Origin of the sequence: Fictibacillus sp. 18YEL24, from assembly GCF_015903855.1 — a bacterium.
GTDB classification, from domain to species: Bacteria; Bacillota; Bacilli; order Bacillales; family Fictibacillaceae; genus Fictibacillus; species Fictibacillus phosphorivorans_C.
Genome location: NZ_JACZDT010000005.1, coordinates 384,652 through 409,295, shown reverse-complemented (window position 1 = coordinate 409,295; position 24,644 = coordinate 384,652). Strand labels below are relative to the sequence as shown.

The 24,644-nt window shown below is 39.7% G+C and carries 28 protein-coding genes and 1 riboswitch; of the genes, 20 read left to right on the top strand and 8 right to left on the bottom strand.

Annotated features, from left to right (window positions below; translation table 11 throughout):
- Window positions 1–28: 28 nt before the first annotated feature.
- Window positions 29–640: a YhcN/YlaJ family sporulation lipoprotein gene (locus tag HU823_RS17555; protein ID WP_197222848.1), complete on the bottom strand. Its 612-nt coding sequence runs from the start codon at window positions 638–640 to the stop codon at window positions 29–31.
- 121 nt (window positions 641–761) lie between these two features.
- Here HU823_RS17555 and HU823_RS17550 point away from each other — a divergent pair, with 121 nt between their 5' ends.
- Window positions 762–1,037, top strand: a complete 276-nt coding sequence (locus tag HU823_RS17550) for a YutD family protein (protein ID WP_066397303.1) — start codon at window positions 762–764, stop codon at window positions 1,035–1,037.
- 76 nt (window positions 1,038–1,113) lie between these two features.
- Here HU823_RS17550 and HU823_RS17545 read toward each other — a convergent pair whose 3' ends face one another.
- Both HU823_RS17545 and HU823_RS17540 read right to left on the bottom strand, forming a co-directional pair.
- Complete coding sequence (locus tag HU823_RS17545) at window positions 1,114–1,410, bottom strand: hypothetical protein (protein ID WP_225218678.1); 297 nt, start codon at window positions 1,408–1,410, stop codon at window positions 1,114–1,116.
- A 93-nt stretch (window positions 1,411–1,503) separates the two neighbouring features.
- Entirely contained in the window at window positions 1,504–1,773 is a 270-nt protein-coding gene (locus HU823_RS17540) for a DUF3055 domain-containing protein (RefSeq protein ID WP_144698299.1), read from the bottom strand.
- Window positions 1,774–1,876: 103 nt separating this feature from the next.
- On the opposite strand from HU823_RS17540, the gene HU823_RS17535 reads away from it, so the two are divergent.
- The 3 genes from HU823_RS17535 to HU823_RS17525 all read left to right on the top strand — a co-directional run bounded on the left by HU823_RS17535 (window position 1,877) and on the right by HU823_RS17525 (window position 3,891).
- Window positions 1,877–2,317, top strand: a complete 441-nt coding sequence (locus tag HU823_RS17535) for a DUF86 domain-containing protein (protein WP_197222847.1) — start codon at window positions 1,877–1,879, stop codon at window positions 2,315–2,317.
- Window positions 2,318–2,398: 81 nt separating this feature from the next.
- The gene (locus HU823_RS17530) at window positions 2,399–3,055 is read left to right on the top strand and encodes a helix-turn-helix transcriptional regulator (RefSeq protein ID WP_231607539.1); all 657 of its coding nucleotides are present in this window, start codon (window positions 2,399–2,401) and stop codon (window positions 3,053–3,055) included.
- Window positions 3,056–3,123: 68 nt separating this feature from the next.
- Window positions 3,124–3,891 (top strand): TIGR01457 family HAD-type hydrolase, encoded by a 768-nt coding sequence (locus HU823_RS17525; protein ID WP_197222845.1) that lies wholly within the window; start codon window positions 3,124–3,126, stop codon window positions 3,889–3,891.
- Window positions 3,892–3,975: 84 nt separating this feature from the next.
- Here HU823_RS17525 and HU823_RS17520 read toward each other — a convergent pair whose 3' ends face one another.
- Window positions 3,976–4,473 carry a phosphatidylglycerophosphatase A family protein gene (locus HU823_RS17520; RefSeq protein WP_066397286.1) on the bottom strand — a complete coding sequence of 166 codons (498 nt, stop codon included), beginning with the start codon at window positions 4,471–4,473 and terminating at the stop codon, window positions 3,976–3,978.
- Between the two features lie 202 nt (window positions 4,474–4,675).
- Here HU823_RS17520 and yutH point away from each other — a divergent pair, with 202 nt between their 5' ends.
- The 10 genes from yutH (at window position 4,676) to argF (ending at window position 17,299) form a co-directional block, all read left to right on the top strand.
- Entirely contained in the window at window positions 4,676–5,698 is a 1,023-nt protein-coding gene (gene yutH, locus HU823_RS17515; protein WP_197222844.1) for a spore coat putative kinase YutH, read from the top strand.
- Between the two features lie 344 nt (window positions 5,699–6,042).
- On the top strand, window positions 6,043–7,008 hold the full coding sequence (locus HU823_RS17510; protein WP_197222843.1) for a 2-hydroxyacid dehydrogenase: 966 nt from the start codon (window positions 6,043–6,045) through the stop codon (window positions 7,006–7,008).
- An 11-nt stretch (window positions 7,009–7,019) separates the two neighbouring features.
- Window positions 7,020–7,796 (top strand): SDR family oxidoreductase, encoded by a 777-nt coding sequence (locus HU823_RS17505; RefSeq protein WP_144698312.1) that lies wholly within the window; start codon window positions 7,020–7,022, stop codon window positions 7,794–7,796.
- A 147-nt stretch (window positions 7,797–7,943) separates the two neighbouring features.
- Window positions 7,944–8,978: an N-acetyl-gamma-glutamyl-phosphate reductase gene (gene argC / locus HU823_RS17500; RefSeq protein WP_197222842.1), complete on the top strand. Its 1,035-nt coding sequence runs from the start codon at window positions 7,944–7,946 to the stop codon at window positions 8,976–8,978.
- 18 nt (window positions 8,979–8,996) lie between these two features.
- Window positions 8,997–10,223 (top strand): bifunctional ornithine acetyltransferase/N-acetylglutamate synthase, encoded by a 1,227-nt coding sequence (gene argJ / locus HU823_RS17495; RefSeq protein WP_197222841.1) that lies wholly within the window; start codon window positions 8,997–8,999, stop codon window positions 10,221–10,223.
- Window positions 10,224–10,238: 15 nt separating this feature from the next.
- Window positions 10,239–10,982, top strand: coding sequence for an acetylglutamate kinase (gene argB / locus HU823_RS17490; protein WP_197222840.1), 744 nt, complete (start codon window positions 10,239–10,241; stop codon window positions 10,980–10,982).
- Window positions 10,979–12,133 (top strand): acetylornithine transaminase, encoded by a 1,155-nt coding sequence (locus HU823_RS17485; protein WP_197222839.1) that lies wholly within the window; start codon window positions 10,979–10,981, stop codon window positions 12,131–12,133. The genes argB and HU823_RS17485 overlap by 4 nt, the downstream gene beginning before the upstream one ends.
- Before the next feature lie 81 nt (window positions 12,134–12,214).
- Complete coding sequence (locus HU823_RS17480) at window positions 12,215–13,267, top strand: carbamoyl phosphate synthase small subunit (RefSeq protein ID WP_197222838.1); 1,053 nt, start codon at window positions 12,215–12,217, stop codon at window positions 13,265–13,267.
- Window positions 13,260–16,352, top strand: a complete 3,093-nt coding sequence (locus HU823_RS17475) for a carbamoyl phosphate synthase large subunit (protein WP_197222837.1) — start codon at window positions 13,260–13,262, stop codon at window positions 16,350–16,352. The genes HU823_RS17480 and HU823_RS17475 overlap by 8 nt, the downstream gene beginning before the upstream one ends.
- Window positions 16,352–17,299, top strand: a complete 948-nt coding sequence (argF, locus tag HU823_RS17470) for an ornithine carbamoyltransferase (protein WP_197222836.1) — start codon at window positions 16,352–16,354, stop codon at window positions 17,297–17,299. The genes HU823_RS17475 and argF overlap by 1 nt, the downstream gene beginning before the upstream one ends.
- 256 nt (window positions 17,300–17,555) lie before the next feature.
- Here the strand turns inward: argF and HU823_RS17465 are convergent, their stop codons facing one another.
- Window positions 17,556–17,801, bottom strand: coding sequence for a NifU family protein (locus tag HU823_RS17465; protein ID WP_066238880.1), 246 nt, complete (start codon window positions 17,799–17,801; stop codon window positions 17,556–17,558).
- 158 nt (window positions 17,802–17,959) lie between these two features.
- On the opposite strand from HU823_RS17465, the gene HU823_RS17460 reads away from it, so the two are divergent.
- Together HU823_RS17460 and HU823_RS17455 are read left to right on the top strand one after the other, a co-directional pair.
- Window positions 17,960–18,283 (top strand): YuzD family protein, encoded by a 324-nt coding sequence (locus HU823_RS17460; RefSeq protein ID WP_197222835.1) that lies wholly within the window; start codon window positions 17,960–17,962, stop codon window positions 18,281–18,283.
- Between the two features lie 89 nt (window positions 18,284–18,372).
- Window positions 18,373–18,681: an LSM domain-containing protein gene (locus HU823_RS17455; RefSeq protein ID WP_066397256.1), complete on the top strand. Its 309-nt coding sequence runs from the start codon at window positions 18,373–18,375 to the stop codon at window positions 18,679–18,681.
- Between the two features lie 40 nt (window positions 18,682–18,721).
- Here the strand turns inward: HU823_RS17455 and HU823_RS17450 are convergent, their stop codons facing one another.
- The gene (locus HU823_RS17450) at window positions 18,722–19,786 is read right to left on the bottom strand and encodes an NAD(P)/FAD-dependent oxidoreductase (RefSeq protein WP_197222834.1); all 1,065 of its coding nucleotides are present in this window, start codon (window positions 19,784–19,786) and stop codon (window positions 18,722–18,724) included.
- A 237-nt stretch (window positions 19,787–20,023) separates the two neighbouring features.
- Between HU823_RS17450 and HU823_RS17445 the strand changes: the two genes are divergently transcribed.
- Together HU823_RS17445 and HU823_RS17440 are read left to right on the top strand one after the other, a co-directional pair.
- On the top strand, window positions 20,024–20,260 hold the full coding sequence (locus HU823_RS17445) for a YuzB family protein (protein WP_197222833.1): 237 nt from the start codon (window positions 20,024–20,026) through the stop codon (window positions 20,258–20,260).
- 208 nt (window positions 20,261–20,468) lie between these two features.
- The gene (locus HU823_RS17440; RefSeq protein WP_197222832.1) at window positions 20,469–21,683 is read left to right on the top strand and encodes a NupC/NupG family nucleoside CNT transporter; all 1,215 of its coding nucleotides are present in this window, start codon (window positions 20,469–20,471) and stop codon (window positions 21,681–21,683) included.
- A 303-nt stretch (window positions 21,684–21,986) separates the two neighbouring features.
- On the opposite strand, the gene HU823_RS17435 is transcribed toward HU823_RS17440, so the two are convergent.
- The gene (locus HU823_RS17435) at window positions 21,987–22,565 is read right to left on the bottom strand and encodes an ECF transporter S component (RefSeq protein ID WP_225218677.1); all 579 of its coding nucleotides are present in this window, start codon (window positions 22,563–22,565) and stop codon (window positions 21,987–21,989) included.
- A gap of 196 nt (window positions 22,566–22,761) precedes the next feature.
- Window positions 22,762–22,908, bottom strand: a riboswitch (FMN riboswitch).
- 99 nt (window positions 22,909–23,007) lie between these two features.
- On the opposite strand from HU823_RS17435, the gene HU823_RS17430 reads away from it, so the two are divergent.
- Together HU823_RS17430 and dapF are read left to right on the top strand one after the other, a co-directional pair.
- Window positions 23,008–23,250: a hypothetical protein gene (locus HU823_RS17430; RefSeq protein ID WP_144698338.1), complete on the top strand. Its 243-nt coding sequence runs from the start codon at window positions 23,008–23,010 to the stop codon at window positions 23,248–23,250.
- A gap of 17 nt (window positions 23,251–23,267) precedes the next feature.
- Complete coding sequence (gene dapF / locus HU823_RS17425) at window positions 23,268–24,134, top strand: diaminopimelate epimerase (RefSeq protein WP_197222831.1); 867 nt, start codon at window positions 23,268–23,270, stop codon at window positions 24,132–24,134.
- A 59-nt stretch (window positions 24,135–24,193) separates the two neighbouring features.
- On the opposite strand, the gene HU823_RS17420 is transcribed toward dapF, so the two are convergent.
- Complete coding sequence (locus HU823_RS17420; protein WP_197222830.1) at window positions 24,194–24,577, bottom strand: winged helix-turn-helix transcriptional regulator; 384 nt, start codon at window positions 24,575–24,577, stop codon at window positions 24,194–24,196.
- Between the last annotated feature and the right edge of the window lie 67 nt (window positions 24,578–24,644).

Genomic DNA, 24,644 nt, shown 5'->3' with positions numbered 1-24,644 from the left:
CCAGAAGCATCGAGCTGCTTCTGGTTTTTTATTTGCCTTCCATTTCTCCACGCGTATTGTTCGTTTCGCCGTTCATCTCACCGTTTTCATTTTCCCCATAGTTCCACTTCTTGCCTTGAGGCGCTTTTTTCATTTGTAGGATCAGTTGGTCCATGATTCCTTCGATCTCTTCGGTATCATTGTTTAAGGATTGATATTGTTCAATCTTATCGATCATTCCTTTTTCATCTGACACATACACATGATAATATCTTGGTACAACAGAGAAACCAGTCATCTTTACTTGATCAGCAGCTGCATTTCGGTCCTTGTTTGTTGTTTTGTAGCCGATTAAAACTTCTTCATCTGTAACTAATGTACCGACATCTTTAATATTTGGTAATTGCAGAACCATATCAGAGATCATATCGGCAAGCTTTTGACGATTTAAGTATGGAACAGCATTTCCTGTTTTTACTTTGTCCCCTGACATATGACGCATATATCCAAAGTCCCCATAATTCATGTTGTTGCCAATTCGATTCTCATCTTTTACATTCGTTTTAGAAAATTTATATTCTTGCCCCATCTTTTTTTGATCAGCGCCGCCACATCCAGCAAGCATCAAACCGATCAATAAGAACATTCCTAGTTTTTTCACAGGTGTTTCACCTCCTTATTCTATAGAGTGCCTTAAAGTAGAAGATCTTTACGAAGAAATTGTTGGCTGTAAAGAGCACAAGCATGGTAAAATAAGTATCAGGAAACGAGGTGAAGCATTTTTGATTACAGTTGGTAATTATTCCTATGAAGTGATTGAAGATGTAAAAGAAGCCTTTAACGAGGAACAATTTAAAGCGCGCTATAGTGAAATCTTACATAAATACGATTATATTGTTGGTGATCTCGGTTACGAACAGCTTCGACTTCGTGGGTTCTTTGAAGACAATCATGAGAAGGCTACGTTTGATACGAAGATCAGCACATTGCCGGAATACATTTATGAATATTGTAATTTCGGTTGTCCGTATTTTGTAGTCAAAAAAGTAAACCCCTGAGAAATTCAGGGGTTTTTCTTTGTCTTTAGCAATGATCGGCTGGCATGTTTGCTAGTACAGATTAAGCCCAGTTGCCTTATGAGCCTCGAGAATCTTCATAAGGCTTTTCTGTATGATATTCTGGATCATCGTGTGTAGGATGTGCACCAGGATCTTGTCTTTCCAGACCTTCATGAAGGGTTTTGTTTTCATAGTTAAAGGCGCTATAATAACGCTGTTCTTCTCTCCAAGGAGTCGATTTTCCTAAAGCTCTTTTGATAGGTGAGCCATATGGACCTTCAGGTAAATCCTCAGGAAGTACGTAATTACGACCAGTCTCTACATTCGAAAAATCTGTATATTGTTCTTTTTCTTTTTCGAACAAAAAAACCATCCTCTCTTCGGCCATTTTTAGGATAAGAAAGTATCCTTATCTAAAGTGTCTCCAAGAAAGCATGATTCTTTTTTGGTACATTTTGATTACATCTTAAACAACTTCAGCTAAAAATTCACGAAGCTCCATCGCGTCTTCTTCAGTTAGATTAAACGCGTGTTCTAAATAGCCTTCTTCTTCTAGATCATCTTGACCGATGATGGCATATGTACTGCCTAACATGTTCAGTACTAATGACTTTCCGTAATGTCTTGTTGTTTTCGTGATGGCAAGATCAAAACGAGTATTACGTCCCATAAAGCTTACAAAGCGCGTTTCTGTTGTTTCTTTATCATCATATAAGAAAAAAGTTTCCTCGTTCATTTTGTTCCTCCTTCGTACTAAGCAAAATTTAAACTTTGAGTCCATATGATTGCTCTTACTTTATGTTACACTTTACTTGAGAAACTTACAAAAGGTGATGACTATGTATTTTGTTGATCGAAAGAAAATCAATGAACATTTAGTGTATATGAATGAGTTAATCCATACGTTCAAAGAATTATCAGCTCCCAAAAATAAGCTTGAAACACTTGTGGTGGAAAGAATCGGACATATGTTGATCGAATCGATGATGGACGTTGGAAATATGATCATCGATGGATTTATCATGCGCGATCCTGGAAGCTTTGAAGATATTCTTGATATCCTGATTGATGAAGAAGTAATTCCAAACGATGAAGCAGTATCACTGAAACAAGTGGTGAACCTTCGTAAATCACTTGTTCAAGATTATACTTCTGCTGATAGTAAAGTCATATTTGATACCATCGCTTCAAAAGAGAAAGAACTTTCAGCGTTCTCATTACACATAAGAAGATATCTAGAGGAAGAGTTGGGGCCAGTTTCTGCATTTTTACCTGAATAAGGATACAAGAGTTTTTATACATTTATATTTAAAAATGTACGTTTACCCTTATTTACGATAAAATGGTGACAAAGGATGGTGATGACCATGAAGAATCACACCTCAACCCGTGATGAAATCATCTATCTTTTAAAAAGAAATAAGAGGATGACTGTTACGGAAATGGCAAAATCCCTCGGAATAACCGAAATGGCTGTTCGTCGTCATCTCAACACATTAGAACGTGACCATGTGATTGAAACGACTCTTGTACGACAGGCTATGGGAAGACCAATCCATTTTTATCATCTTACAGCAAGCGGTGACGAACAATTTCCACGAAACTATTCAGGACTTACCGTTGATTTTTTAAAAGATATAGAAGAAGTGAGTGGCACAGAAACAATTGATGAATTATTTAAACGACGTGAGAATCGTCTGCATGATAGATATAAAGATCGAATGAACACACTCACAGAGTTTGAACAAAAAGTAAATGAACTGGCTAATATTCAAAATGAAGCAGGGTACATGGTGGACTGGGAAAGAGGAGAAGATCCCGATACTTATGTGTTAACAGAGTACAACTGTCCGATCGCTAAGGTTGCGAATGAATATCAGCAAGCCTGCTCCTGCGAGCTTTCACTCTTTAAGCGCATGCTGCAAACAGACGCTGTTGAGCGAAAGACGTGCATGGCTAAAGGCGGAGATTATTGCTGTTATGTGATAAAAGAAGAAAAGCAAACATCTGAAGTCTAAAACGCTTCAGGTGTGTTTTTTTTTTGAAGTGGGTAGAATGAGAAGGTACATAAAAGGAGAGAGCATGGATGAAGGCATATAAAGGATTCTTGATCGACTTAGACGGAACGATGTATCGAGGAACAGAACGAATTATTGAGGCCGTTGATTTTGTAAAAAAATTAAACGAAAAAAACCTTCCTTATTTGTTCGTGACAAACAATTCTTCTAAAACAAAAAAACAAGTGGCAGATGTCCTTGCAGGATTTGATATCCCAGCATCTGCTGAACATGTGTATACGACGAGTATGGCAACAGCCAACTATATTGCGGAAATAAAGAAAAATGCGACAGTCTATTGTATCGGTGAGGATGGAATTAGAGAAGCTCTTCAAGAAAAAGGTCTTGAACTTGTTGAAGAAAACCCTGATTTTGTTGTGGTTGGAATCGATCGCTCGATCACCTATGAAAAGCTAGCAAAAGCATGCCTTGCAGTCCGTAAAGGAGCGACTTTTATCTCGACAAATGGTGATATCGCTCTTCCGACGGAAAGAGGACTTTTGCCAGGAAACGGCTCACTGACTTCTGTCATTACTGTTTCTACGCAAACAGAACCAACGTTTATCGGTAAGCCTGAGTCCATCATCATGGAGATGGCGTTAGAAACTCTAGGAACGAAAAAAGAAGAAACACTCATGATCGGGGACAACTACCAGACAGATATCTTAGCTGGTATTCGTGCTGAAATTGATACGCTGCTTGTTCACACAGGAGTCACAACAAAGAAACACCTTGAAGAAATTGATGTGCATCCTACGTATACCGTTAATGGGTTGGATGAGTGGACGATTCAATAAATCTCTGAATTGAAAATGGCACCGTCAGGTCAAAATAAAAAAGGCTTAAGTCTAAGAGGGTTCTCTTGTTCTTAAGCCTTATTTTTATTCTTCATTTGCTGCACGATGTGCTAATCTGCTCGATGCTGCTGCTGCAATCGCGCCGACGATGTCATCTAAGAAAGTATGAACCATGCCTGTAGACTTATCGTTAAGTTTTTCTAAGATTCCTGGTTTTTGTTTATCGATGAATCCGTAGTTAGTAAAACCAATCGAGCCATATATATTCACTATTGAGAGTGCAATCACTTCATCAATCCCATAAAGACTTTCATCCCGAGCTAATATTTCCTGAAGTGGCTGCTCAAGTTTTTTCTGTTCCGCTAATACATCAAGAGCAATACCTGTGAGGATAGCATTCTGAACTTCACGTTTTGCGATGACTCTTTCAACGTTTTCTCTACATACATCCATTTTTAGGTCAGGATGGTAGGGGACTTGGAGAAAATAAACAAGTTCAGCGATATCGTTTACCGTAACGCCCCGTTCGTTCAGCTGTTTGCGTGCAGTTTCTTCGACTTTTTCCACTTTTTTATTTGGCATCCTTGTACTCCTTTTCTCTGTTAGTCTCCTTAGCTTTGTATAGTATATGTTTTCATAGTAAAGTTATGAATTTATAAAAAGTACTAACCACTTCGCCTATATGGGCATACAATGTTGTATCCAATCATGCGGTGGTGTGCTCAAGTTTGATCTAAAAGAGATGATCTGCCGCTGGAAAGCTGAAGGGGTGGGGGGATCGGCTTTGTTTGAAAGAGATATATTTCATCATTATCAACTAGTTTGTGAAGACAGAAGATCTGAATCGGGTTATCGGACCTTCTATTGCAAAGGAAACCAATACATCGTGATACCACAGCAGCAGATGTCATATGAAAAACTGCAAGAAATGATTTATATCAGTGATTATCTGCAGCAACGAGGAGAGGAGAACATTCCCGTTCTACAGCCAACGATCACCAATATGCCTAGTGCTTATGTTGATGGAGAGTCTGTAATCATCTTTAAAGTGGAACCGAAAAAAGGAGAGCATCGTAGTAGTGAAATGGGCTCTGAGCTTGCAGAGTTTCATAAGCGAGGAAAAGGCTTAGAACAATATTATCCAGTGGAACAAATCGCATACGGACAATGGCCGTTATTATGGATCAATCGAGTGGATGAGATGCATAACCGTTATGCAGAAATTTCGGCGAGAAAACAAAAGAACGATTTTGATCAATTGTTTTTGACGACATTTCCTTATTATGAGGGAATGGCTGAAAATGCGATTCAATATATTACAGATTACCAACTAGAGAGAGGACCTAAAGGAATAGGTTCTGCTGCCATCTGTTACGATCGATTCAGCGAGCGGTCATGGATTCGTACGTCTAACAGTTTTGTTAAGCTGCCTGTTGGCTGGGTGATCGATAGTCCGATGAGAGATCTTGCAGAATGTATCAGAGAAAAGATCTATCAGCCAGAATTCAGAAGTCATGAAGTGCTGCAGTTGATCGACGATTATGAAAAAGTTAAGCCATTATCCAAGGGGGCTTGGAGACTTCTTTACGGCAGACTCCTTTTTCCTTCACAGTACTTTGATACAGTTGATGAACATTATAATAATGAGAGAGATATCGGAAAAGAACTATATGTGCGCCGCTTTACTGACTTAATCTCGTATGAAAAGCAAAATGAATATTTCTTAAAAAGCTTTTACAGATCGATCGGTCTTCCGGTTCAAGAGTTAAATATCCCAATGGTCGATTGGCTCGTTCCAATGATCTAATGAAAGAGGTAGCTCAAAAAGTAAGATTTTTGAGTTATACCTCTTTTTTTGTTGTTTTCGTCTACAGTGTTGTCTTTGAAAGTAGTTGATTTCCGCTCCAGGTTGCTCGCTTTCCATGGGGCGAACGGTGAGCCACTTGCCGCTTTGCGCCATTAAGTGTCTCCACCTGACCGCTCGTCCCATAGGAGTCGGCAACCTTGCGCTCCAATCAACTTGCAGAGGAAGTGAAAAAGAAAAGCAAGATTCTTTTTAGATATCTTGCACAAGAATATTACCAGCATAAGTACCATTTCTTTATTTTCTCACTTTCCCATGAGAAAATAGCAAGCAGGGAGTGAAAGCGTATGCAAAAACCTTATGTTTTTATTACACGAAAATTACCGAAAGAAACGGTTAGTCAACTAGAGCAAATTGCAGAGATCAATATGTGGCCACATGAAGAAAAGGCAGTTCCACGCGAAGTACTTTTAACCGAAATCAAAAAAGCTGATGGATTGCTCACGATGCTTTCAGACAAAATCGATAGCGAAGTATTGAATGAAGCATCTTCACTAAAAGTAATAGCAAATCTAGCAGTTGGCTATGACAACATTGATGTCGCAGCTGCCAAACAAAAAGGTATCACGGTTTGTAACACACCAGATGTATTAACCGATTCAACGGCGGATTTAGCATTTTCTTTAATTCTTGCAACAGCTCGCAGAATCGTTGAATCAGCAAATTATGTAAAAGAAGGAAAGTGGAACAGCTGGGGACCTTTATTGCTTGCTGGAGCAGATGTACATCATAAAACAATCGGAATCGTTGGAATGGGTAGAATCGGTGAAGCCGTAGCGAGACGAGCAAAGGGCTTTGATATGGAGATTTTATATCATAATCGAAACCGTAAGCCTCATGCAGAAATATCGCTAGACGCTGAATACAAAGAATTTCATGAGCTTTTAAAGCAATCAGATTTTGTGGTCTCCCTTGCACCATTAACACCTGAGACAAAAGGGATGTTTAACCGAGAAGCGTTTCAGAGCATGAAAGATAGTGCGATCTTCATTAATGCAGGCAGAGGTGCGACAGTTGATGAATCTGCCCTTATTGAGGCATTACATAACGAAGAAATCGCGGGTGCAGGGCTTGATGTATTTAAGCAAGAGCCGATTGATGTCGATCACCCTCTTCTGTCGATGAAACAAGTGGTAGCCCTTCCTCACATCGGAAGTGCAAGTGTTGAAACAAGGATGAAGATGGCTGAACTTGCTTGCAGAAACATAAGCAATATATTGAATGGAAAAAGCGCAGAAACGCCAGTTGTATAAGGAGGGACAAGATGTATCGTTCTTTAGCAGGAAGAACAGCCATCGTTACGGGAGCTAGCCGTTTAAACGGAATTGGCGCAGCTGTATGTGTTGAGCTTGCAAGTAGGGGAGCTAATGTATTCTTTACGACTTGGGGGACATATGATACAAATATGCACACAGGCAACCATACAAATGACCCAGAACAGCTTCTGGAGAAACTAAAAAATTCAGGAGTAAAATCTCTGTATGAAGAAATTGACCTTAGCATTTCAGAACAAATTCCAAAACTTCTAGAAAAAGTTGAACGAGAACTAGGTGCACCGAGCATTCTTATAAACAATGCCTGTATGTCGCAGAATCACAACTGGGAAGATACGACCAGTGAGATTTTAGATGCTCACTATAGGATCAACATACGAGCGACGACTCTATTAAGTATAGAGTTTGCCAAACGTTTTACAGGAAACAGAGGGAGCATCGTTCACCTCACATCTGGCCAGTCGAAAGGTCCGATGCTCGGTGAATTAGCGTATGCTGCTACAAAAGGAGCTGTTGATTCGTTAACGATTTCCTTAGCTGCTGAAATTGGACATAAAGGAATCACTGTTAATGCAGTGAATCCTGGCCCTACAGATACAGGCTGGATCAATCCAGAATTAGAAAAAGTTCTTCTTCCAAAGTTTCCTGGTGGTAGGATCGGGAAACCAGAAGATGCGGCAAGGTTAGTCGCTTTTTTAACAACACCAGAAGCAGAGTGGATAACGGGACAGATCATACATTCAGAAGGTGGATTCTTAAGACAATAGAAAATTTTTTGAAACTGACTTTAGTGGTAACTTCGTGTACCCAAAAAGTCAGTTTTTTTATTAAAATTAAATTATTTATAAATATACTATTGAATTAATTTTTATACAGTCCTATAATGAACCATAACTTATTTAAGGAGTGATGGAATGAGAGCAGGAATTATTGGTGTAACCGGATATGGTGGGATGGAACTATTCCGGCTGCTATCTGCACATGCGGAGATTACCGAAGTTGTTCTCTATTCATCCTCTAAAGCGGGTAATGAGCTTTCAGAAGAAATTCAGCATCTGTCTCATGTTCATGATCAGAAGCTGAGATCTCTCGAACAACTGCCAACCGATGGCTTAAATATCGTATTTTCCTCCGCACCGAGCGGCGTTTCAACAGAGTTTCTCCCTTCACTAGTCGATGAAAATTTAAAAATCATTGATCTAGCAGGAGATTTTCGTTTGAAAGATGCTGACACCTATCGAGCGTGGTACAAAAAAGAACCGCCTCCACAATCACTCGTGAATGAAGCTGTATACGGATTAACAGAATGGAAGAGAGAAGAGGTAAAGAATGGGAAGCTGATCGCGAACCCAGGATGTTATCCAACCGCAGCTCTCATAGGTATTCTCCCGTTACTAAAAGAAAACGTGATCAATCCATCTTCACTCGTGATTGATGCAAAGAGCGGTATTTCCGGAGCGGGTGCTACGCCGGGCAAAGCGACGCATTTTGCACAAGTAAATGATAGCCTCGGTATCTACAAGATCAATCAACATCAGCACATTCCAGAGATCGAGCAAACGATACAGTCTAGTACGGATACTGAAACGAAAATTACATTCAATACACATCTCGTTCCAATGACAAGGGGCATCATGACTACGATGTATGCGGAATTCACAGATCCAGTTACCTCAAGATCTGTAAAAGAAATATATGAATCTTATTACGGCAGTGAATACTTCGTCAGAGTTCATAAAGAAAAAGCCAATCTGTTTACTAAGCAAGTATATGGATCAAATTTTTGTGATGTAACGTTTGCCGTCGATGAACGGACAAATCGAATCACAGTGATCTCTTGTATTGACAATCTATTAAAAGGAGCGGCAGGTCAAGCGGTTCAAAATATGAATGTAATGTTCGGAATGGATGAAACGAAGGGATTAAAATCTTCACCAATGTTCCCTTAACTAGAGGAGGCAAGATAGATGCAGGCAACAAAAGCGGCTATTCAGAAGATAACAGGTTTAAATATCGCGACGCCAAGAGGATTCTACGCAAGTGGAATTCATTGTGGAGTGAAACATAAAAAACTCGATCTAGGATTGTTGTATAGTATTACTCCGGCAAACGCGGCAGGTGTTTATACAACGAACCAAGTACAGGCTGCTCCGCTAAAAGTTACTCAGAATAGTATCTCTCAAGAAGGGAAGCTTCAAGCGATCATCGTGAACTCTGGGAATGCAAATGCTTGTACAGGAAAAAAAGGCATGAAAGATGCTGAGCACATGCAGAGGCAGACCGCTGAAAAGCTCGATATCCCTTCGCACTATGTTGGAGTTGCCTCAACAGGGGTAATCGGTGAACATCTGCCGATGGATAAAATATCAACTGGTATTGAAAACTTAGTGCTAGATTCTGAGTTGAAAGGATCGATCGACTTTTCTCAATCCATTTTAACGACAGATACGGTTTCCAAAAATACAGCTTACACGCTAAAAATTAATAATAAAATCATTACGATAGCAGGTACGGCGAAAGGATCAGGAATGATACATCCTAATATGGCTACGATGCTAGGTTTCATCACAACAGATGCAGCTGTCCAACAAGATGATCTTCACGATGCTTTGTCTTTTGCCGTAGAACGTACGTTTAACTGTATTACTGTGGACGGTGATACATCGACGAACGACATGGTACTCATGCTCGCAAACGGAATGGGTGAGAATGAAGAGTTAAACAAAGACCACCCTGAATGGCAACTATTTTTAGATGCACTCGTACTCGTTTGTGAAGATTTAGGCAAACTTATCGCAAAGGATGGGGAAGGAGCGAGCAAGCTGATCGAGGTTCATGTTAATGGTGCAGCATCCGATAAAGATGCGAGAATCATAGCAAAAACCGTAGTGGGCTCTCCGTTAGTGAAGACCGCTGTATTTGGGTGCGATGCCAACTGGGGCAGAATTCTTGCTGCAGCTGGATATAGTGGAGTTTCGTTTAATCCGGACACCGTAAAAATACAAATCGGTGAACATGAAGTTGTAGTAGATGGAGAACCGGTTCTATTTTCGGAAGAGAAAATTCGTATTTACTTAAAAAGCCACGAGATTCATATCTCGGTTGAACTATCAGAAGGTTTAGGAAGTGGAAGAGCGTGGGGATGTGATCTTACGTATGATTATGTTCAGATAAATGCAAGTTACCGCACTTAAATGGAGGCGAGTGTTGTGTTTCATGTTATGAAAATTGGAGGAAGTACGCTAGCTAACTTACAGTCTGCTTTTTTTGAAGCTCTTAAAAATAGGATTCAACTAGGCGAAAAGATTGTGATCGTTCATGGAGGAGGGCCGGAAATTAATAAAAAGCTGTCAGAATCCGGATTGCCTTTAGAAATGAAGAATGGAATCCGAGTAACAAGCACAGAATCACTTTCCTGTGTGAAGACAGCGTTAAAGGACATTACCAATACAAACCTAGTAGAGAGATTAAATAACGAAGGCATATCAGCTCAAGGACTTTCTGGAGCAGAGAATTCCTTGCTCACTTGTGATTTTTTAGATAAAGAGAATTATGGATGGGTTGGAAACGTTCAGAAAGTAAATATAGAGATCATCCAAAACGTGTTAGATGATGGAAAAATTCCAGTCATAGCATCTTTAGGTGTAACAGAATCCGGAGAAACAGTTAATATTAACGCAGACACGGCAGCAGGAGAAACTGCAGCTGCACTATCCGCCGAAACAATCTGTTTTATTACAGATACCCCTGGTGTTTCCGTGAATGGAGAGTGGATGGAATGCTTAACGATCACTGACATTTTAACCAGTATTGTTGAAGGACACATAAGCGGTGGCATGGTTCCAAAAGTTGAAGCAGCTATTAAATGTCTGGACCTAAACATCAAGCAAGTACGAATCACCGATCAAACTCTGTCTGGTACAGAATTGCTGAAGGAGGTACTGATAACATGAGTGCACTTTTTCCAACCTATAAAAGAAAACAGATACAACTTCAAAAAGGAAACGGAACTTATGTATATGACCAAGACAATAAAAAGTATCTTGATTTCACGAGCGGCATAGCTGTAACGAGTCTAGGACATTGTCATCCTGATGTGGTTGCAGCTCTCCAAAAGCAAAGCGAATGCATCTGGCATACTTCCAATCTCTTTGAAAACCAACAGCAAGAGTTGCTCGCAGAGACTCTTGTGAAGCACACACATTTGGATTTAGCCTTCTTTTGCAATAGTGGAGCTGAAGCGAACGAAGCTGCGATCAAGCTTGCTAAGAAATTCACAAAGAAAAATAAGATCATTACGTTTAACGATTCATTTCACGGCAGAACGTTCGGTTCCATGTCGGCGACGGGTCAACAAAAGATAAAAGAAGGATATGGACCGCTTCTGTCAACATTCATACATCTGCCCTGGAACGATATTGAGCAATTGAAGAAACAGGCAGACAACGACACAGCTGCGATCATGATGGAAGTCATCCAGGGAGAAGGAGGGATTAAAATCGCTGACCCAGATTTTTATAAAGAAGTGCAAGAAATCTGTGAGAAGAACGATATTTTATTAATTATAGATGAAGTCCAAACCGGTATCGGCAGAACGGGAAAAAGATATGCCTATGAACACTTCGAATTAGATCCTGATATCGTTACCCTTGCCAAAGGACTAGGAAACGGCTTTCCGATAGGAGCTATGCTTGGAAAGAGAAAACTAGCTGATACGTTTGGTCCAGGAAGCCATGGAACGACCTTTGGAGGAAATCCTCTTGCATGTGCAGTCAGCCAAAGTGTTTTGAATATCATCTTTCATGACGAATTTTTAAAAGAGGTTGAGAGGAAAGGAAAGAACTTCAAAGCGCAATTAGAAAATCACTTAATAGATTTCCCTGCGGTAAAGGAAATACGAGGAAAAGGATTATTGATAGGAATAGAATGTGAGCGGGCTGGAGAATTAATAGTGAATTTAGAAGAACAAGGTTTATTAACCGTTCCTGCAGGCGAGCATGTTATTCGATTATTACCCCCGTTAAATGTTACGGATGAAGAACTAACATCAGCGTTAAACACGATTCTAGCAGTGTTTAATAACAAATTTGAAAAAGTGACGTAAAAAGAAATTAGATATTTTTTTACCTATAAATGAATAAAAATACATTAAACTATATATTTTATACAAGGAGTGGAACGTAACATGAAAGGCTGCATAACGCTATCTAACGGTCATACATTTGATGGTGACTGGATTAGTGACAACCAATATGGTTCAGGTGAAGTTGTATTTTATACAGGAATGACTGGATACGAGCAAGTATTAACAGATCCTTCTTATCAAGGACAGATTGTCGTGTTTTCTTATCCTTTTATCGGAAACTACGGATTTGATAATAAGAGTATGGAATCCGCCAAAATTCAAGTGGCAGGAGTAGTTATGGCAGAGTGCTTTGAATTCGCTGCAAAAGATAACCGCCAATCTATCGTTGACTTGCTAAACGCGTATCAAATCCCTGCTCTAACCAATGTAGATACAAGATCTCTTATTCAACAAATTCGAATAAAAGGATCCCTCCCAGCGGTTATGCATGTACCAAGCATCATTCCTGATTCTTTTCAGCTAGAAGAATATTGGCCGACGACATCAATGAAAAAGAAAGGTTCAGGAGACACACATATAGTATTGATCGATTTTGGATATAAGAAGTCAATCGTTGATGCTCTTGTTAACGAGGGATGCAGAGTAACAATTGTTCCTTTTGATCAAGATATAGCCAATATCGAAAAATTGAATCCAGATGGTTTTCTCTTTTCAAATGGTTCTGGTGATCCTATGAGGTTCTCTGCCTATTTTCATCGTTATAAAAATCTAGCGATGCGCTATCCCACGTTAGGCATCTGTCTCGGTCATCAGATACTCGCTTTAGCATTCGGCGGTGAGACGCGAAAGCTGAAATTTGGTCATCGTGGTGCGAATCAGCCAGTTATGAACTTGAAGACAGGGAAAGTATCGATGAGTTCACAAAATCATAGTTATGTCGTTCAAAAAGAAAGTTTAGCAGAAACAGGGTTCAATATTTGGTTTGAAAATGTGAACGATGGAAGTGTCGAAGGATTATGGCATCATTCATTCGACGTTGCGAGTGTGCAATTCCACCCGGAAGCAGCGCCTGGTCCGAACGAACATAAGGAAATATTTCAAAACTTTATTAAAAGTGTACAACATACAGAGAAGGTGAGAAGTTATGCCTAAACAACAAGACATCAAGAAAGTGCTCGTGATCGGATCAGGACCGATCGTAATCGGGCAGGCAGCAGAATTTGATTATTCGGGAACACAGGCATGTAAAGCGTTAAAAGAAGAAGGGATAAAAGTAGTCTTGATCAACAACAATCCGGCTACGATCATGACGGACAACACGTTTGCAGACGTTATATACTTTGAACCCTTAACAGCAGAATATGCTGAACAGATTATCCAAAAAGAAAAACCGGATGGACTCTTAGCCACGGTTGGAGGTCAAACAGGACTTAACTTGGCGATGGAACTTCATGAGAAAGGAATTTTAAAGAAGTATGAAGTTAAACTTTTAGGTACAGATATTCATTCTATACAAAAAGCAGAAGACCGTGATCTGTTTCGATCATTGATGAAGCATCTCGGTGAACCTGTACCAGAAAGTGAGATTGTTACTTCAGTAGACGAAGCGATCTATTTTGCTGAAGTGACCGGTTATCCGGTAATTGTTAGACCAGCATATACGCTCGGGGGATTTGGTGGCGGTATTGCTTCCTCTAAAGAGAAGCTAATCTCTCTAGTTAAACAAGGTCTATCAGCAAGTCCGATTAACCAATGTCTGATTGAAAAAAGTATTGCAGGCTACAAAGAGGTTGAATATGAAGTGATGCGTGACAAGAACGGAACATGCATCACGGTTTGTAACATGGAAAACGTTGACCCTGTTGGTGTTCATACAGGTGATTCTGTAGTAGTAGCTCCTAGCCAGACTTTAACAGATGATGAGTATCAGTCACTTAGAAAAGCATCATTAACCATCATTTCTGCGCTTGAAATCGTAGGAGGTTGTAATATACAGTTTGCACTTCATCCAGATAACTCACAATATTATTTGATCGAAGTGAATCCGCGTGTGAGCAGGTCATCTGCTTTAGCATCAAAAGCAACCGGATATCCGATCGCAAAGATCGCTGCCAAACTTGCCCTAGGTTATAACCTGCATGAATTGAAGAATCCAGTAACCGGAACGACCTTTGCGAGTTTTGAACCAGCGTTAGATTATGTAGCTGTAAAAATGCCAAGGTGGCCGTTCGATAAGTTTCCTCATGCAGACCGAGATCTCGGAACCCAGATGAAAGCGACAGGCGAAGTGATGGCGTTAGAGAGAAACATGGCTTCAGCGTTTCAAAAGGCGATCCGTTCATTAGAGCTGAAAACGAACGGTATGTATTTGAAAGAACTATCTGCATTAGATGAGGACACACTTCTTGATCTCGTCGTATCAGCAGATGATCGTCGTTTTTTCGTGGTGATGGAACTGTTGAAAAGAGGAATAACTGCAGACAGAATTCATGAATTAACACAAATCACACCTTACTTTTTATCCATCTTTCAAGAGATGGTCTCTATGGACAATATGCTACAAAATACGAGTCTAGAAAAAATAGATAAACAACAACTGCAACTGGCTAAAAAGTATGGTTTTTCAGATCAATACTTATCAGAGATCTGGTCTGTTTCAGAGTTAGAGGTACGCAATAAGAGAATAGAGATGGATATCACACCGACGTATAAGATGGTGGATACGTGTGCAGCAGAGTTCGAAGCAAAAACGACTTATTTTTATTCCAGTTGGAGCGGGAAGAGCGATAGAATCCCAAGCACGAAGAAAAAAGTGGCAGTCATCGGATCCGGTCCCATACGAATCGGGCAAGGTGTTGAATTTGATTATTGTTGTGTGCACAGTGCTATAGCTCTCAATTCTTTTGGATATGAAGCCATCTTGATTAACAATAATCCAGAAACAGTAAGTACGGACTATGAAGTGTCTGACTCCCTATATTTTGAGCCTCTAACCTTTGAAGACATCAATCATGTTTTGGAGTTTGAAGGAATTTCAGATGTCATTCTGCAATTTGGCGGCCAAACATCTATCAATTTGGCTAAGAAGTTAGAAGAGGCGGGGTATTCTGTTCTTGGAAGTCCGGCTGACACCGTAGACCAAATGGAAGACAGAGAGCGTTTTTATCAATTTTTGGACACATTGAATATTCCTAAAGTTCCAGGATTTTCGGCGGTAAGCGAAAAAGAAGTGAAGCTTTATGCAAACAAACTAGGGTTTCCAATCCTTCTACGTCCATCATACGTGATTGGTGGAAGCGGGATGAAGGTGCTTTATTCTGAAAACGAACTTACAGGTTACCTAAATCATGAACAAGTGAATTATCCTGTTTTGATCGATACATTTTTAGAAGGTTCAGAAGCCGAGGTAGATGTTTTAAGCGATGGTGCAGATCTATTCATTCCTGGTATTTTTGAACATCTAGAAGGAACCGGGGTTCATTCTGGAGATAGTCTGACTGTCACACCACCGCAATCTTTATCAAATCATGTGATCGATCAAATAATATCTTTCTCTAAAAAGATAGCACTTAACTTATCGTATAAAGGATTGTTTAATATTCAATTCGCTATTAAGAATGAAAGTGTATATGTTATTGAAGTGAACCCAAGAGCATCTAGAACCGCTCCCATCATGAGTAAGATTACGAATGTAAACCTTGTGCAGAAAGCAACACAATTGCTTCTTGGTCATTCATTAAAGTCATTGAACCTTGAACAAGAGCATAACGGACAACCGGAAGTAACAGTAAAAGCGCCTGTTTTCTCAACTATAAAACTGCCTGGGGTTTCTCCGGTGTTAAGTCCGATGATGCTTTCTACTGGAGAAGTGATAGGAACAGATGCCGATTTTAATGGAGCTTTAGTTAAAGCTTTGAAAGGATCGAGTCTTCAATTGGCTGATTTTTGGAATGATCAAGGAAGTATTTTTGCGGAAGGAACCCTCGCTGAAGCTGCTTCAAAAGCCTGGGAGGAATGTGGATATTCCGTACTTACTGCAAAAAATCTAACATTTGATGAATGGTTAAAAACAGACAATAAAGCCATCTATATAAATTTTTCGAATGACAGCGAAAGCCACAATGCTAAGCGTGCCGTTCTAGAAAGAGTCCATGTACTAACAAGAAAAGAAACATCTAACGCTTATTTAGATGCGATACGCACCTCGAATAAAATGAGAAAGGAAGTGCTGATCTAATGTCAATCGTATCCCCACTTCGCCAAACGCGAACTCAGAAAGATTTCCTAACGCTGATGGATTATTCTACATCTGAGATCATCGACTTATTGAACCTTGCGAAAGACTTAAAAAAACAAGGTCCATCTGCACCACCTTTACTAAAAGGAAAGATCTTAGGAATGATTTTCGAGAAATCATCAACGCGTACTCGCGTTTCGTTCGAGGCTGCAATGCTGCAGCTCGGCGGCCATGCGATCCATCTATCGACTCGTGATATTCAGATGGGTAGAGGAGAATCAATCTCAGATACAGCGAAAGTCTTGTCCGGTTATCTGGATGCGCTAATGATTCGTACGTTTCATCAATCCACAGTTGAAGAGCTTGCACAGAGTGGATCTATACCCGTAATCAACGGACTTACGGATGATTTTCATCCATGTCAGATACTAGCAGATCTTCTTACAATTTTAGAATATAAAGGGTCATTCAAAGGGAAAAAGTTGGCGTATATTGGAGATGGAAACAATGTGGCACATTCCTTAATGATCGGCGCTGCAAAAGTTGGGATGGATTGTACCATTATTTGCCCTGAAAACTACGAACCGAAGGAAGAGATTGTTTCTTATGCAAAAGAAGTTGCGAAACAAAACGGTTCTGTTATCGAAGTAACTCATGATCCGATTGAAGGTATTAAAAATAGTGATGTGATTTATACAGATGTTTGGGCGAGCATGGGGCAAGAAGCTGAAGCTGAGGTACGTCTGGAACATTTTAAAGATTATCAAGTGAATCAAGAGCTGGTTTCATATGCAAAGAGTGACTATATCTTTATGCATTGTTTGCCTGCGCATCGAGAGGAAGAGGTGACGGCGGAGATTATTGATGGTCCTCATTCTGTTGTTTTTCATGAGGCTGAAAACCGTCTTCACGCACAAAAAGCATTGCTTGTTCGTTTGATGAGTTAACAGGTTAACATAAAATACATGCATAGCTTCTTGTTTTTATTTTTTTGTCTCCTTTGAATAGTTGGTTGTAGTGGAAGGTGGGAGACTCCTGCGGGACAGGCGGGCAGGTGAGACACTTAAAAGTAAAACGTACGAATGTGGCTCACCGCCTGCCCCGCGGAAAGCGAGCACCTGAAACGGAAACCAACAGCTTTTAAGCTTACAATAAACATCAAAAAAAGAAGCCGCTCTAGATTGAGCGGCTTCTTCGTTATCATTAAAATACTTGTTCTAATTCAACAACACCAGGAACTTCTTCAAGAAGTGCACGTTCGATACCTGCTTTTAGTGTGATTGTTGAACTTGGGCAGCTACCACACGCTCCCATTAGGCGTACTTTTACTACACCTTCTTCAATATCCACTAATTCTACGTCTCCTCCATCACGAAGAAGGAATGGGCGTAATTTATCAAGAACTTCTTCAACTTGTTCACGCATCTCTAAGTTTTGAGTTTCAGCCATAATAATCAAGGCTCCTTTCTTAAAAAGAACTTACTCTTAGTATACGGGATATGGAATAAAAAATCCATGAGCAAGCATCATGATATTTGCTCCTTTTTCTTTTATGAAAAATAAGGTATGATGAAAGCAAATAAGCGCATACATTGAGGTGATTCTTCATGAGTAACTCATTTAGTATTAAAGTATATGGAGCTGAACAGAAATGTGCCAGCTGTGTTCATCTTCCTTCAGCAAAAGAAACGGCTGAATGGCTAGAGGCAGCAATCTCAAGAAAATTTCCGAACTTATTGTTTAATGTTCTTTATATAGACATGGAAAATACGGAAAATGAGATCGATCAGGTATTTTCAGAAAGAATTGTTGAAGAAGACCTTTTTTATCCTGTCGTGGTGATTGATGGAGAGGTAGTAGCAGAAGGTAATCCGAATTTAAAAACAATCTATGCAATTATAGAACAGAATGGTTATGGCGCTGTAAGTTAAGCGCCTATTTTTTATATTTTGGGTTTGTACACACGCCTTGTACTTCTCTTAAGAATAAGATGTATAGAGAAAAAAGGAGGCAAATTGTATTGTTGAACCCTTTAAAAGGTAAAAGTCATAAAGATGAGTCTTCCTCATTTGCAGGACATCATCACCATCATTATCATGATCTTTGTCTCGAGTACATGGGGCAGAAGGTTACGATCGAACTAAATGATGGAAATGTATATCACGGTCAATTGCATAGCTATGACCAAGATAATATGTATATGATCATGCCAGGTGAGAAAGCTGATCGAAATAGCCGTATCATTTTTGTCGGGCCGTTTTTTCCCGGCTTCGGAGTATTTGGTTTCCCGTTTTACCGAATTCGTAGATTCCGTCCTTATTATTGGTAAAAATACAGAAAAAGACCCATGCAGCTGCATGGGTCTTTTCTTATACTTGATATTTATATAACCAAAGAATTCCTGATTTTAATAAGCGTGGCACTCTACCAATAAGAGCAGTGCTACCCATCGTACCAAATCCGCTCTTCTTACCAAGAGAGCCCATAACACCTTTTAGTTTAATCTCGTTCATCTCAGGAAGAGGCTGCTCATTCCAACGAGCTAAAAGAACTTGTGAGATCTGTTCGGCTTGCTCCTCTGCTAATTGTGCACTTGGTGCATAAGGGAGGCTCGCGCAATCTCCAACAACGTATACATGCTCTTGGGTTGGAAGGTGATGATGTTCAGTTAGAACAACACGTCCTTGACTGTCTTTCTCAACATCTAAATCACGAACGATTCGGCTCGGCTGTATCCCTGCCGTCCAAACGATAGCATCACACTCTACCTTTTCGTCATGATTATAAAGAGCACCTTCTTCAACCTTTGTTACATTTGAATTATTGATGACTTCCACACCGTGTTCAACAAACCAGTTTTGTACATAGTTGCTTAATCTCTTCTTATAAGCGGAAAGTATCATATCACCACGGTCAAATAGTTTAATCGTAAGATCAGGACGGCTCTCACGAAGTTCAGATGCCAACTCAACTCCTGAAAGACCGGCACCAACTACTGCAACAACCGCATTAGCGTGCAAGTTGTTTAGAATTTGATACGTTTGACGAGACTTATCAATGGTCTGGATGCTAAGCGTAAATTGGTCAGCACCAGGGACATTATGATATTTGTCTTCACAGCCTAGACCGATAACCAAATCATCATATGAAACCGCATCTTGGTCTTTTAATAGAACTTTCTTTTCTTTTACATCAATTGAAGTAACTTCGCCATATTTAATATTCAGACGTGGGTGGTCTGGAAAAGTTACACGAACATGATGATCAGATATCGTACCTGCAGCAAGTGCGTAATATTCAGTCTTCAAACAATGATAAGGCACACGATCAATAAGCGTAAGCTGAATGTTTTCAGGGAGGTCTGAGGAATTAAGAAGTCTCTTTAGAACACGCATATTTCCATATCCTCCGCCAAGTAAAACGAGGTGTTTCATTTGTCATTTCCCCTTTTCTTTCAAGACAATTCTTATCTGTTTTTAGAATGCTTTATATAAGTAAATAACCTTAACTCGAAATAAGTAAACGATTACACGTTTTTGACATGTTTAAGTATAGCACTTTGCAACAATTTCACAACTCTTTTATAGAAAATACATAGGAAGAATGAGTGTTTACATTGACTACAACTATAGAAACCGTTAGGATGGATTCATCAAGAGGTGAAGAATTAAATGAGACCGATTATAGAGTTTTGTGTAAGTAATTTAGCGAGTGGTGCACAAAAAGCGCTCGAAGAACTTGAGAAAGACTATGATTTAGACGTAATCGAGTATGGGTGTCTAGGCTATTGTGGACACTGTGCAAAATCGTTGTTTGCTCTCGTAAATGGAGATATTGTTCACGGAGAAACCTCAGATGAACTTGTTAAAAATATATACACTCATATAGAAGAAAACGGAATGTTTTAAGAGGCAGCTATTCAAAAAATGGATAGCTGCTTTTTTCATGGATAAGGACTGTACGATTGGGAAAAATATCTAGCATATAATTTTACGAAAAACGATTGCATTTTTGTCGAAATTTGTTACATTAGAAAAGGGTCAGTCATTGGATGTCTGACAACTAACGTGCTAATAGTAAGCGTTTTCTTCCAAATTACAAAAGGGGTGTACGAATATGCAAATTTTATGGGGATTAGGTGGTATGCTCGTTCTTCTTGTAATCGCATTCTTACTTTCTCAAAATAAGAAAGCGATTAACTGGAGAACGGTAATAGGTGCACTTGCAATTCAAGTTGCTTTTGCATTGGTCGTTCTTAAATGGGATGCTGGAAAACAAGCATTACAAGGCGTCTCACAAAAAGTTTCAAACGTTGTAGCTTACGCAAACGAAGGGATTACTTTCTTGTTTGGAAGTATGATTCCAGCAGAAGGAAAAGGGTTTATCTTTGCGTTTCAAGTTTTAACCGTTATCATTTTCTTCTCTTCTCTAATTTCAGTTCTTTACTATCTAGGTATCATGCAATGGGTGGTAAGAATCTTAGGAGGAGCTTTATCTAAACTTTTAAAAACAAGTAAAGCAGAATCAATGAGTGCTACTGCAAATATTTTCTTAGGTCAGACAGAAGCACCTCTAGTTATTCGTCCATATATGAACCGTCTTACTCAATCTGAACTTTTTGCTGTAATGGTAGGTGGGCTAGCATCAGTAGCAGGTTCTGTATTGATTGGTTATTACCTATTAGGAGTACCTTTAGAATACTTAATCGCAGCTAGCTTTATGTGTGCTCCTGCAGGACTTGCGGTCGCTAAGATCATTGTTCCTGAAACTGAAGAGCCTGAAACAATGGGTGAGATCAAATTAGAACGTGACAAAGATACAGTAAACGTTATCGACGCAGCAGCAAAAGGTGCTGGAGATGGACTTCAGATCGCGCTTAACGTTGGAGCAATGCTACTTGCTTTCATCGCACTTATCGCTTTAGTTAACGGTATCCTTGGTGGAATCGGTGGCTGGTTCGGTTATGAGATCACTCTTCAACAAATTCTAGGTTATCTTTTCGCTCCAATCGCATTTATTATTGGTGTACCTTGGGAAGAAGCGGTTAAAGCAGGAACGTTCATCGGTCAAAAGATCGTATTGAACGAGTTTGTAGCTTACTCTTCATTCGCACCTCAAATTCCAGACTTAATGCCGAAAACGGTAGCGGTTGTAAGTTTCGCACTATGTGGTTTCGCGAACCTTTCATCGATCGCAATCCTTTTAGGTGGTCTTGGAGCAATGGCACCTAGCCGTCGTCCAGACATCGCAAGACTTGGAATGCGTGCTGTAATCGCAGCTACAATTGCTAACTTACTAAGCGGTGCAATCGCTGGTATGTTCATTCTATAAGAATCATTTTAAGATGCTCAAGCCGATGCTTGAGCATCTTTTTTGATAGGGAGTCTGTTTCTAAGCGCAATCTGAAGAATACCAGAGAGGGTATCTTCATCTATAATTAAGTCTGAACGAACAAGATTAGGTTGAAATGAGAGTTAATTAAGCCGTAACGACGCACAATTAAGTCTAAATTCTAAAATAAAGGCATTTCGCTAAATTTCGACAACCGACTTGACATCTAGACAACCGATATACCCCTATGGTGAACAATAAAAAACCGCAGTGGAAATCTTCCCTGCGGTTTGTCTTCTATATTTAAGCCTGCTGAGCGATCTGTTTCATCACCCACGGCTGCATTCGGTTGTATAATGCTACGAATAACAGTGTAATGATCGTACCTTTTATCAAGTTAAACGGTGTTATTCCTTTTAATATAAGATCAAGCATCATCTGGCTAGACATCGGATCAGCACCAAGGAACCACGTATATGCTGGTAAGATGATCAAGTAGTTGAGCAGTCCCATCATAAATGTCATCAAAACCGTTCCTAAGATCAAGCCCGCTGAAAGACGTTTAACAGAATTCTTTTTGCGGAATAAGTAGGATACTGGAAGAATGAAAAGAATACCGGCCACAAAGTTTGCTATTTGACCAACTGGTACTCCTGTAAAGCTCCCAACAATTCCGTAGTGTAGAACATTTTTTATGGCTTCTACCATAATACCTGCCGCTGGTCCGAAAATGATTGCGGCTAGAAGTGCAGGCACCTCACTAAAGTCAATCTTTAAGAATGGAGGTAACCCTGGGAACGGAAAGTCGAGCATCATCAGCACATAAGCAATCGTACTTAGCATCGATACCGCTACCATTTGTTTAATCTTTCCCTTTTGCATTGAAATCTCTCCTCTTTTGTGTTGCGCCATCTCATGATTTCGAATGCAGCACAGCCTGCTTCACACAAAAACAAAAAATCCTTAGTCAGTTAATGAGACTAAGGGAGTTTGTAAGTATGATAAACAGCATGTAAAAGATGCACAATTAAATGGCATGCTTAAACAAAGGGTTCTTATTAGAGTTGAACCGCTGTACCTACATCTTCTCCCATCCAGACTATACTGTCGGCTCTGGAATTACACCAGATCAGCAAAAAAAGAAAACTTTTCCGCTCACGGGCTGATGAAGAGGGAATCTTCAAATACCGCCGGTCGGGAATTTCACCCTGCCCCGAAGATGGATCGCTATTGTATTTTGTTACATCACCTATTATACTTTAAAAAATGTAAGTTGTGAACGAATATGCAATAACCATACCTTCCAAATAGAGGATGAACCAATATGAAGTTAACATTTGAATATACATGGCCATATGAAAGAATGATGAAAGATATATATATTTCGGAGTGTCCGTTCTGCCAACAAGACAATGTTTTGACTTCATTTAAAGAAGAACAACTGAGTCTGGCTCAAGAGGGAATCAAGCAAATCCTTATCATGCCTTGCTGTCACGGCAAGTTAACGATACTGAACGCAGACGATGACTATTTTTATACGGACGAAAAACTAAGAGGTCAATCATAAGGAGCAGGGTTAAAGCAATGGATACGTTGAAATTCACAAAGATGCATGGATTAGGCAATAATTACATCTATATAAACATGTTTGAAGAGTCGATTGAAGAGGCTGATCTGTCGAGCTTAGCAACGGCCGTTTCGAATCCTTACACGGGTATCGGATCAGATGGAATGATACTTATCTGCCCAAGCAAGTTAGCGCCGGTTAAGATGCGAATCTTTAATAACGATGGTTCTGAAGCTAAAAACTGTGGAAACGGACTTCGTTGTGTAGCCAAATATTCATATGAAAACGCCTTAGTTAAAGAAAAAGAATTTCAGATCGAAACACTAGGTGGATTAGTAACTGCTATAGTAACAACAGATAAGAACAACAAAGTATCACTCGTTACGGTAAATATGGGGAATCCAATCCTACAACCTCAACAAATTCCTGTAACCGGATTTAACCACCTTCAGCAGGTAGTGAATGAGGAAGTATCTTTTGATGGAACACCTTTAAAACTAACTGCTGTATCAATGGGTAATCCGCATGCGGTGTTCTTTGTGGATAGCATTGAGGAAGCACCCTTACATTCCTTAGGTCCTATAATCGAAAAAGACAGCATGTTTCCTGATTGGGTAAATGCAGAGTTTGTTGAAGTGGTGTCTAAAAGTGAAATGCACTTTAGGGTTTGGGAAAGAGGATCAGGCATAACACAAGCATGTGGTACGGGAGCATGTGCAGCCGCTGTAGCCGCTGTTCTAAACAAAAAAGCAAAAAGAAATACAGACATTACCGTTCATTTAGCAGGCGGTGATCTTATCATTAATTGGAAAGATGATGGAGATGTTTGGATGACCGGTCCAGCTGAAATAATCTGTACAGGTGAATATCATAATAACAGGTAGAGGGTGCAGACGATTAGTTTGCACTTACCAAAAAAAGAAAGCAGAGATGCTTTCTTTTTTTAGTCCTTAACCTCAGCCTGCTCACGATGGTGGACGATTTTGTCAGTATGTTCTATTCCCCATTGAAGCATGGATTGAATAATAGGGATCAATGTTTCACCAAACGAAGTTAGAGAATATTCCACTTTAGGAGGGACTTGTTTATATACTTCCCGGTGTATGATTCCATCACGCTCCAATTCACGTAATTGTAGGGTAAGCATCCTCTGTGTAATTCCAGGAACAAGACGCTTTAGTTCATTAAATCGTATCTCTCCATCGATCAAGTGGTACAAAATTACGCTCTTCCACTTACCACCGATAATATCTAGAGTCGCTTCAACAGGACATGAGTAGCCGTGAGATTGCCAATTGGATAAGTCGAATTGCTGTTTACTAGTCATAGAAATGCTCCTTTAGTATAAAAAATGATACTATGACACAAAAATGTGCGTACTTTTCATTTTTGTT

Bases quoted from the DNA above. Each gene is read 5' to 3' on its own strand.
- HU823_RS17445 (WP_197222833.1), top strand. From the start codon at position 20,024: ATGAGACCGATTATAGAGTTTTGTGTAAGTAATTTAGCGAGTGGTGCA.
- HU823_RS17435 (WP_225218677.1), bottom strand. From the start codon at position 22,565: ATGCAAAAGGGAAAGATTAAACAAATGGTAGCGGTATCGATGCTAAGT.
- HU823_RS17465 (WP_066238880.1), bottom strand. From the start codon at position 17,801: ATGGCTGAAACTCAAAACTTAGAGATGCGTGAACAAGTTGAAGAAGTT.
- argC (WP_197222842.1), top strand. From the start codon at position 7,944: ATGAGAGCAGGAATTATTGGTGTAACCGGATATGGTGGGATGGAACTA.
- HU823_RS17420 (WP_197222830.1), bottom strand. From the start codon at position 24,577: ATGACTAGTAAACAGCAATTCGACTTATCCAATTGGCAATCTCACGGC.
- argJ (WP_197222841.1), top strand. From the start codon at position 8,997: ATGCAGGCAACAAAAGCGGCTATTCAGAAGATAACAGGTTTAAATATC.
- HU823_RS17450 (WP_197222834.1), bottom strand. From the start codon at position 19,786: ATGAAACACCTCGTTTTACTTGGCGGAGGATATGGAAATATGCGTGTT.
- HU823_RS17475 (WP_197222837.1), top strand. From the start codon at position 13,260: ATGCCTAAACAACAAGACATCAAGAAAGTGCTCGTGATCGGATCAGGA.
- HU823_RS17535 (WP_197222847.1), top strand. From the start codon at position 1,877: ATGTATTTTGTTGATCGAAAGAAAATCAATGAACATTTAGTGTATATG.
- HU823_RS17460 (WP_197222835.1), top strand. From the start codon at position 17,960: ATGAGTAACTCATTTAGTATTAAAGTATATGGAGCTGAACAGAAATGT.
- HU823_RS17545 (WP_225218678.1), bottom strand. From the start codon at position 1,410: ATGGTTTTTTTGTTCGAAAAAGAAAAAGAACAATATACAGATTTTTCG.
- HU823_RS17505 (WP_144698312.1), top strand. From the start codon at position 7,020: ATGTATCGTTCTTTAGCAGGAAGAACAGCCATCGTTACGGGAGCTAGC.
- HU823_RS17520 (WP_066397286.1), bottom strand. From the start codon at position 4,473: ATGCCAAATAAAAAAGTGGAAAAAGTCGAAGAAACTGCACGCAAACAG.
- HU823_RS17525 (WP_197222845.1), top strand. From the start codon at position 3,124: ATGAAGGCATATAAAGGATTCTTGATCGACTTAGACGGAACGATGTAT.
- argF (WP_197222836.1), top strand. From the start codon at position 16,352: ATGTCAATCGTATCCCCACTTCGCCAAACGCGAACTCAGAAAGATTTC.
- HU823_RS17530 (WP_231607539.1), top strand. From the start codon at position 2,399: ATGACCATGAAGAATCACACCTCAACCCGTGATGAAATCATCTATCTT.
- HU823_RS17440 (WP_197222832.1), top strand. From the start codon at position 20,469: ATGCAAATTTTATGGGGATTAGGTGGTATGCTCGTTCTTCTTGTAATC.
- HU823_RS17510 (WP_197222843.1), top strand. From the start codon at position 6,043: ATGCAAAAACCTTATGTTTTTATTACACGAAAATTACCGAAAGAAACG.
- dapF (WP_197222831.1), top strand. From the start codon at position 23,268: ATGGATACGTTGAAATTCACAAAGATGCATGGATTAGGCAATAATTAC.
- HU823_RS17485 (WP_197222839.1), top strand. From the start codon at position 10,979: ATGAGTGCACTTTTTCCAACCTATAAAAGAAAACAGATACAACTTCAA.
- HU823_RS17430 (WP_144698338.1), top strand. From the start codon at position 23,008: ATGAAGTTAACATTTGAATATACATGGCCATATGAAAGAATGATGAAA.
- HU823_RS17540 (WP_144698299.1), bottom strand. From the start codon at position 1,773: ATGAACGAGGAAACTTTTTTCTTATATGATGATAAAGAAACAACAGAA.
- HU823_RS17480 (WP_197222838.1), top strand. From the start codon at position 12,215: ATGAAAGGCTGCATAACGCTATCTAACGGTCATACATTTGATGGTGAC.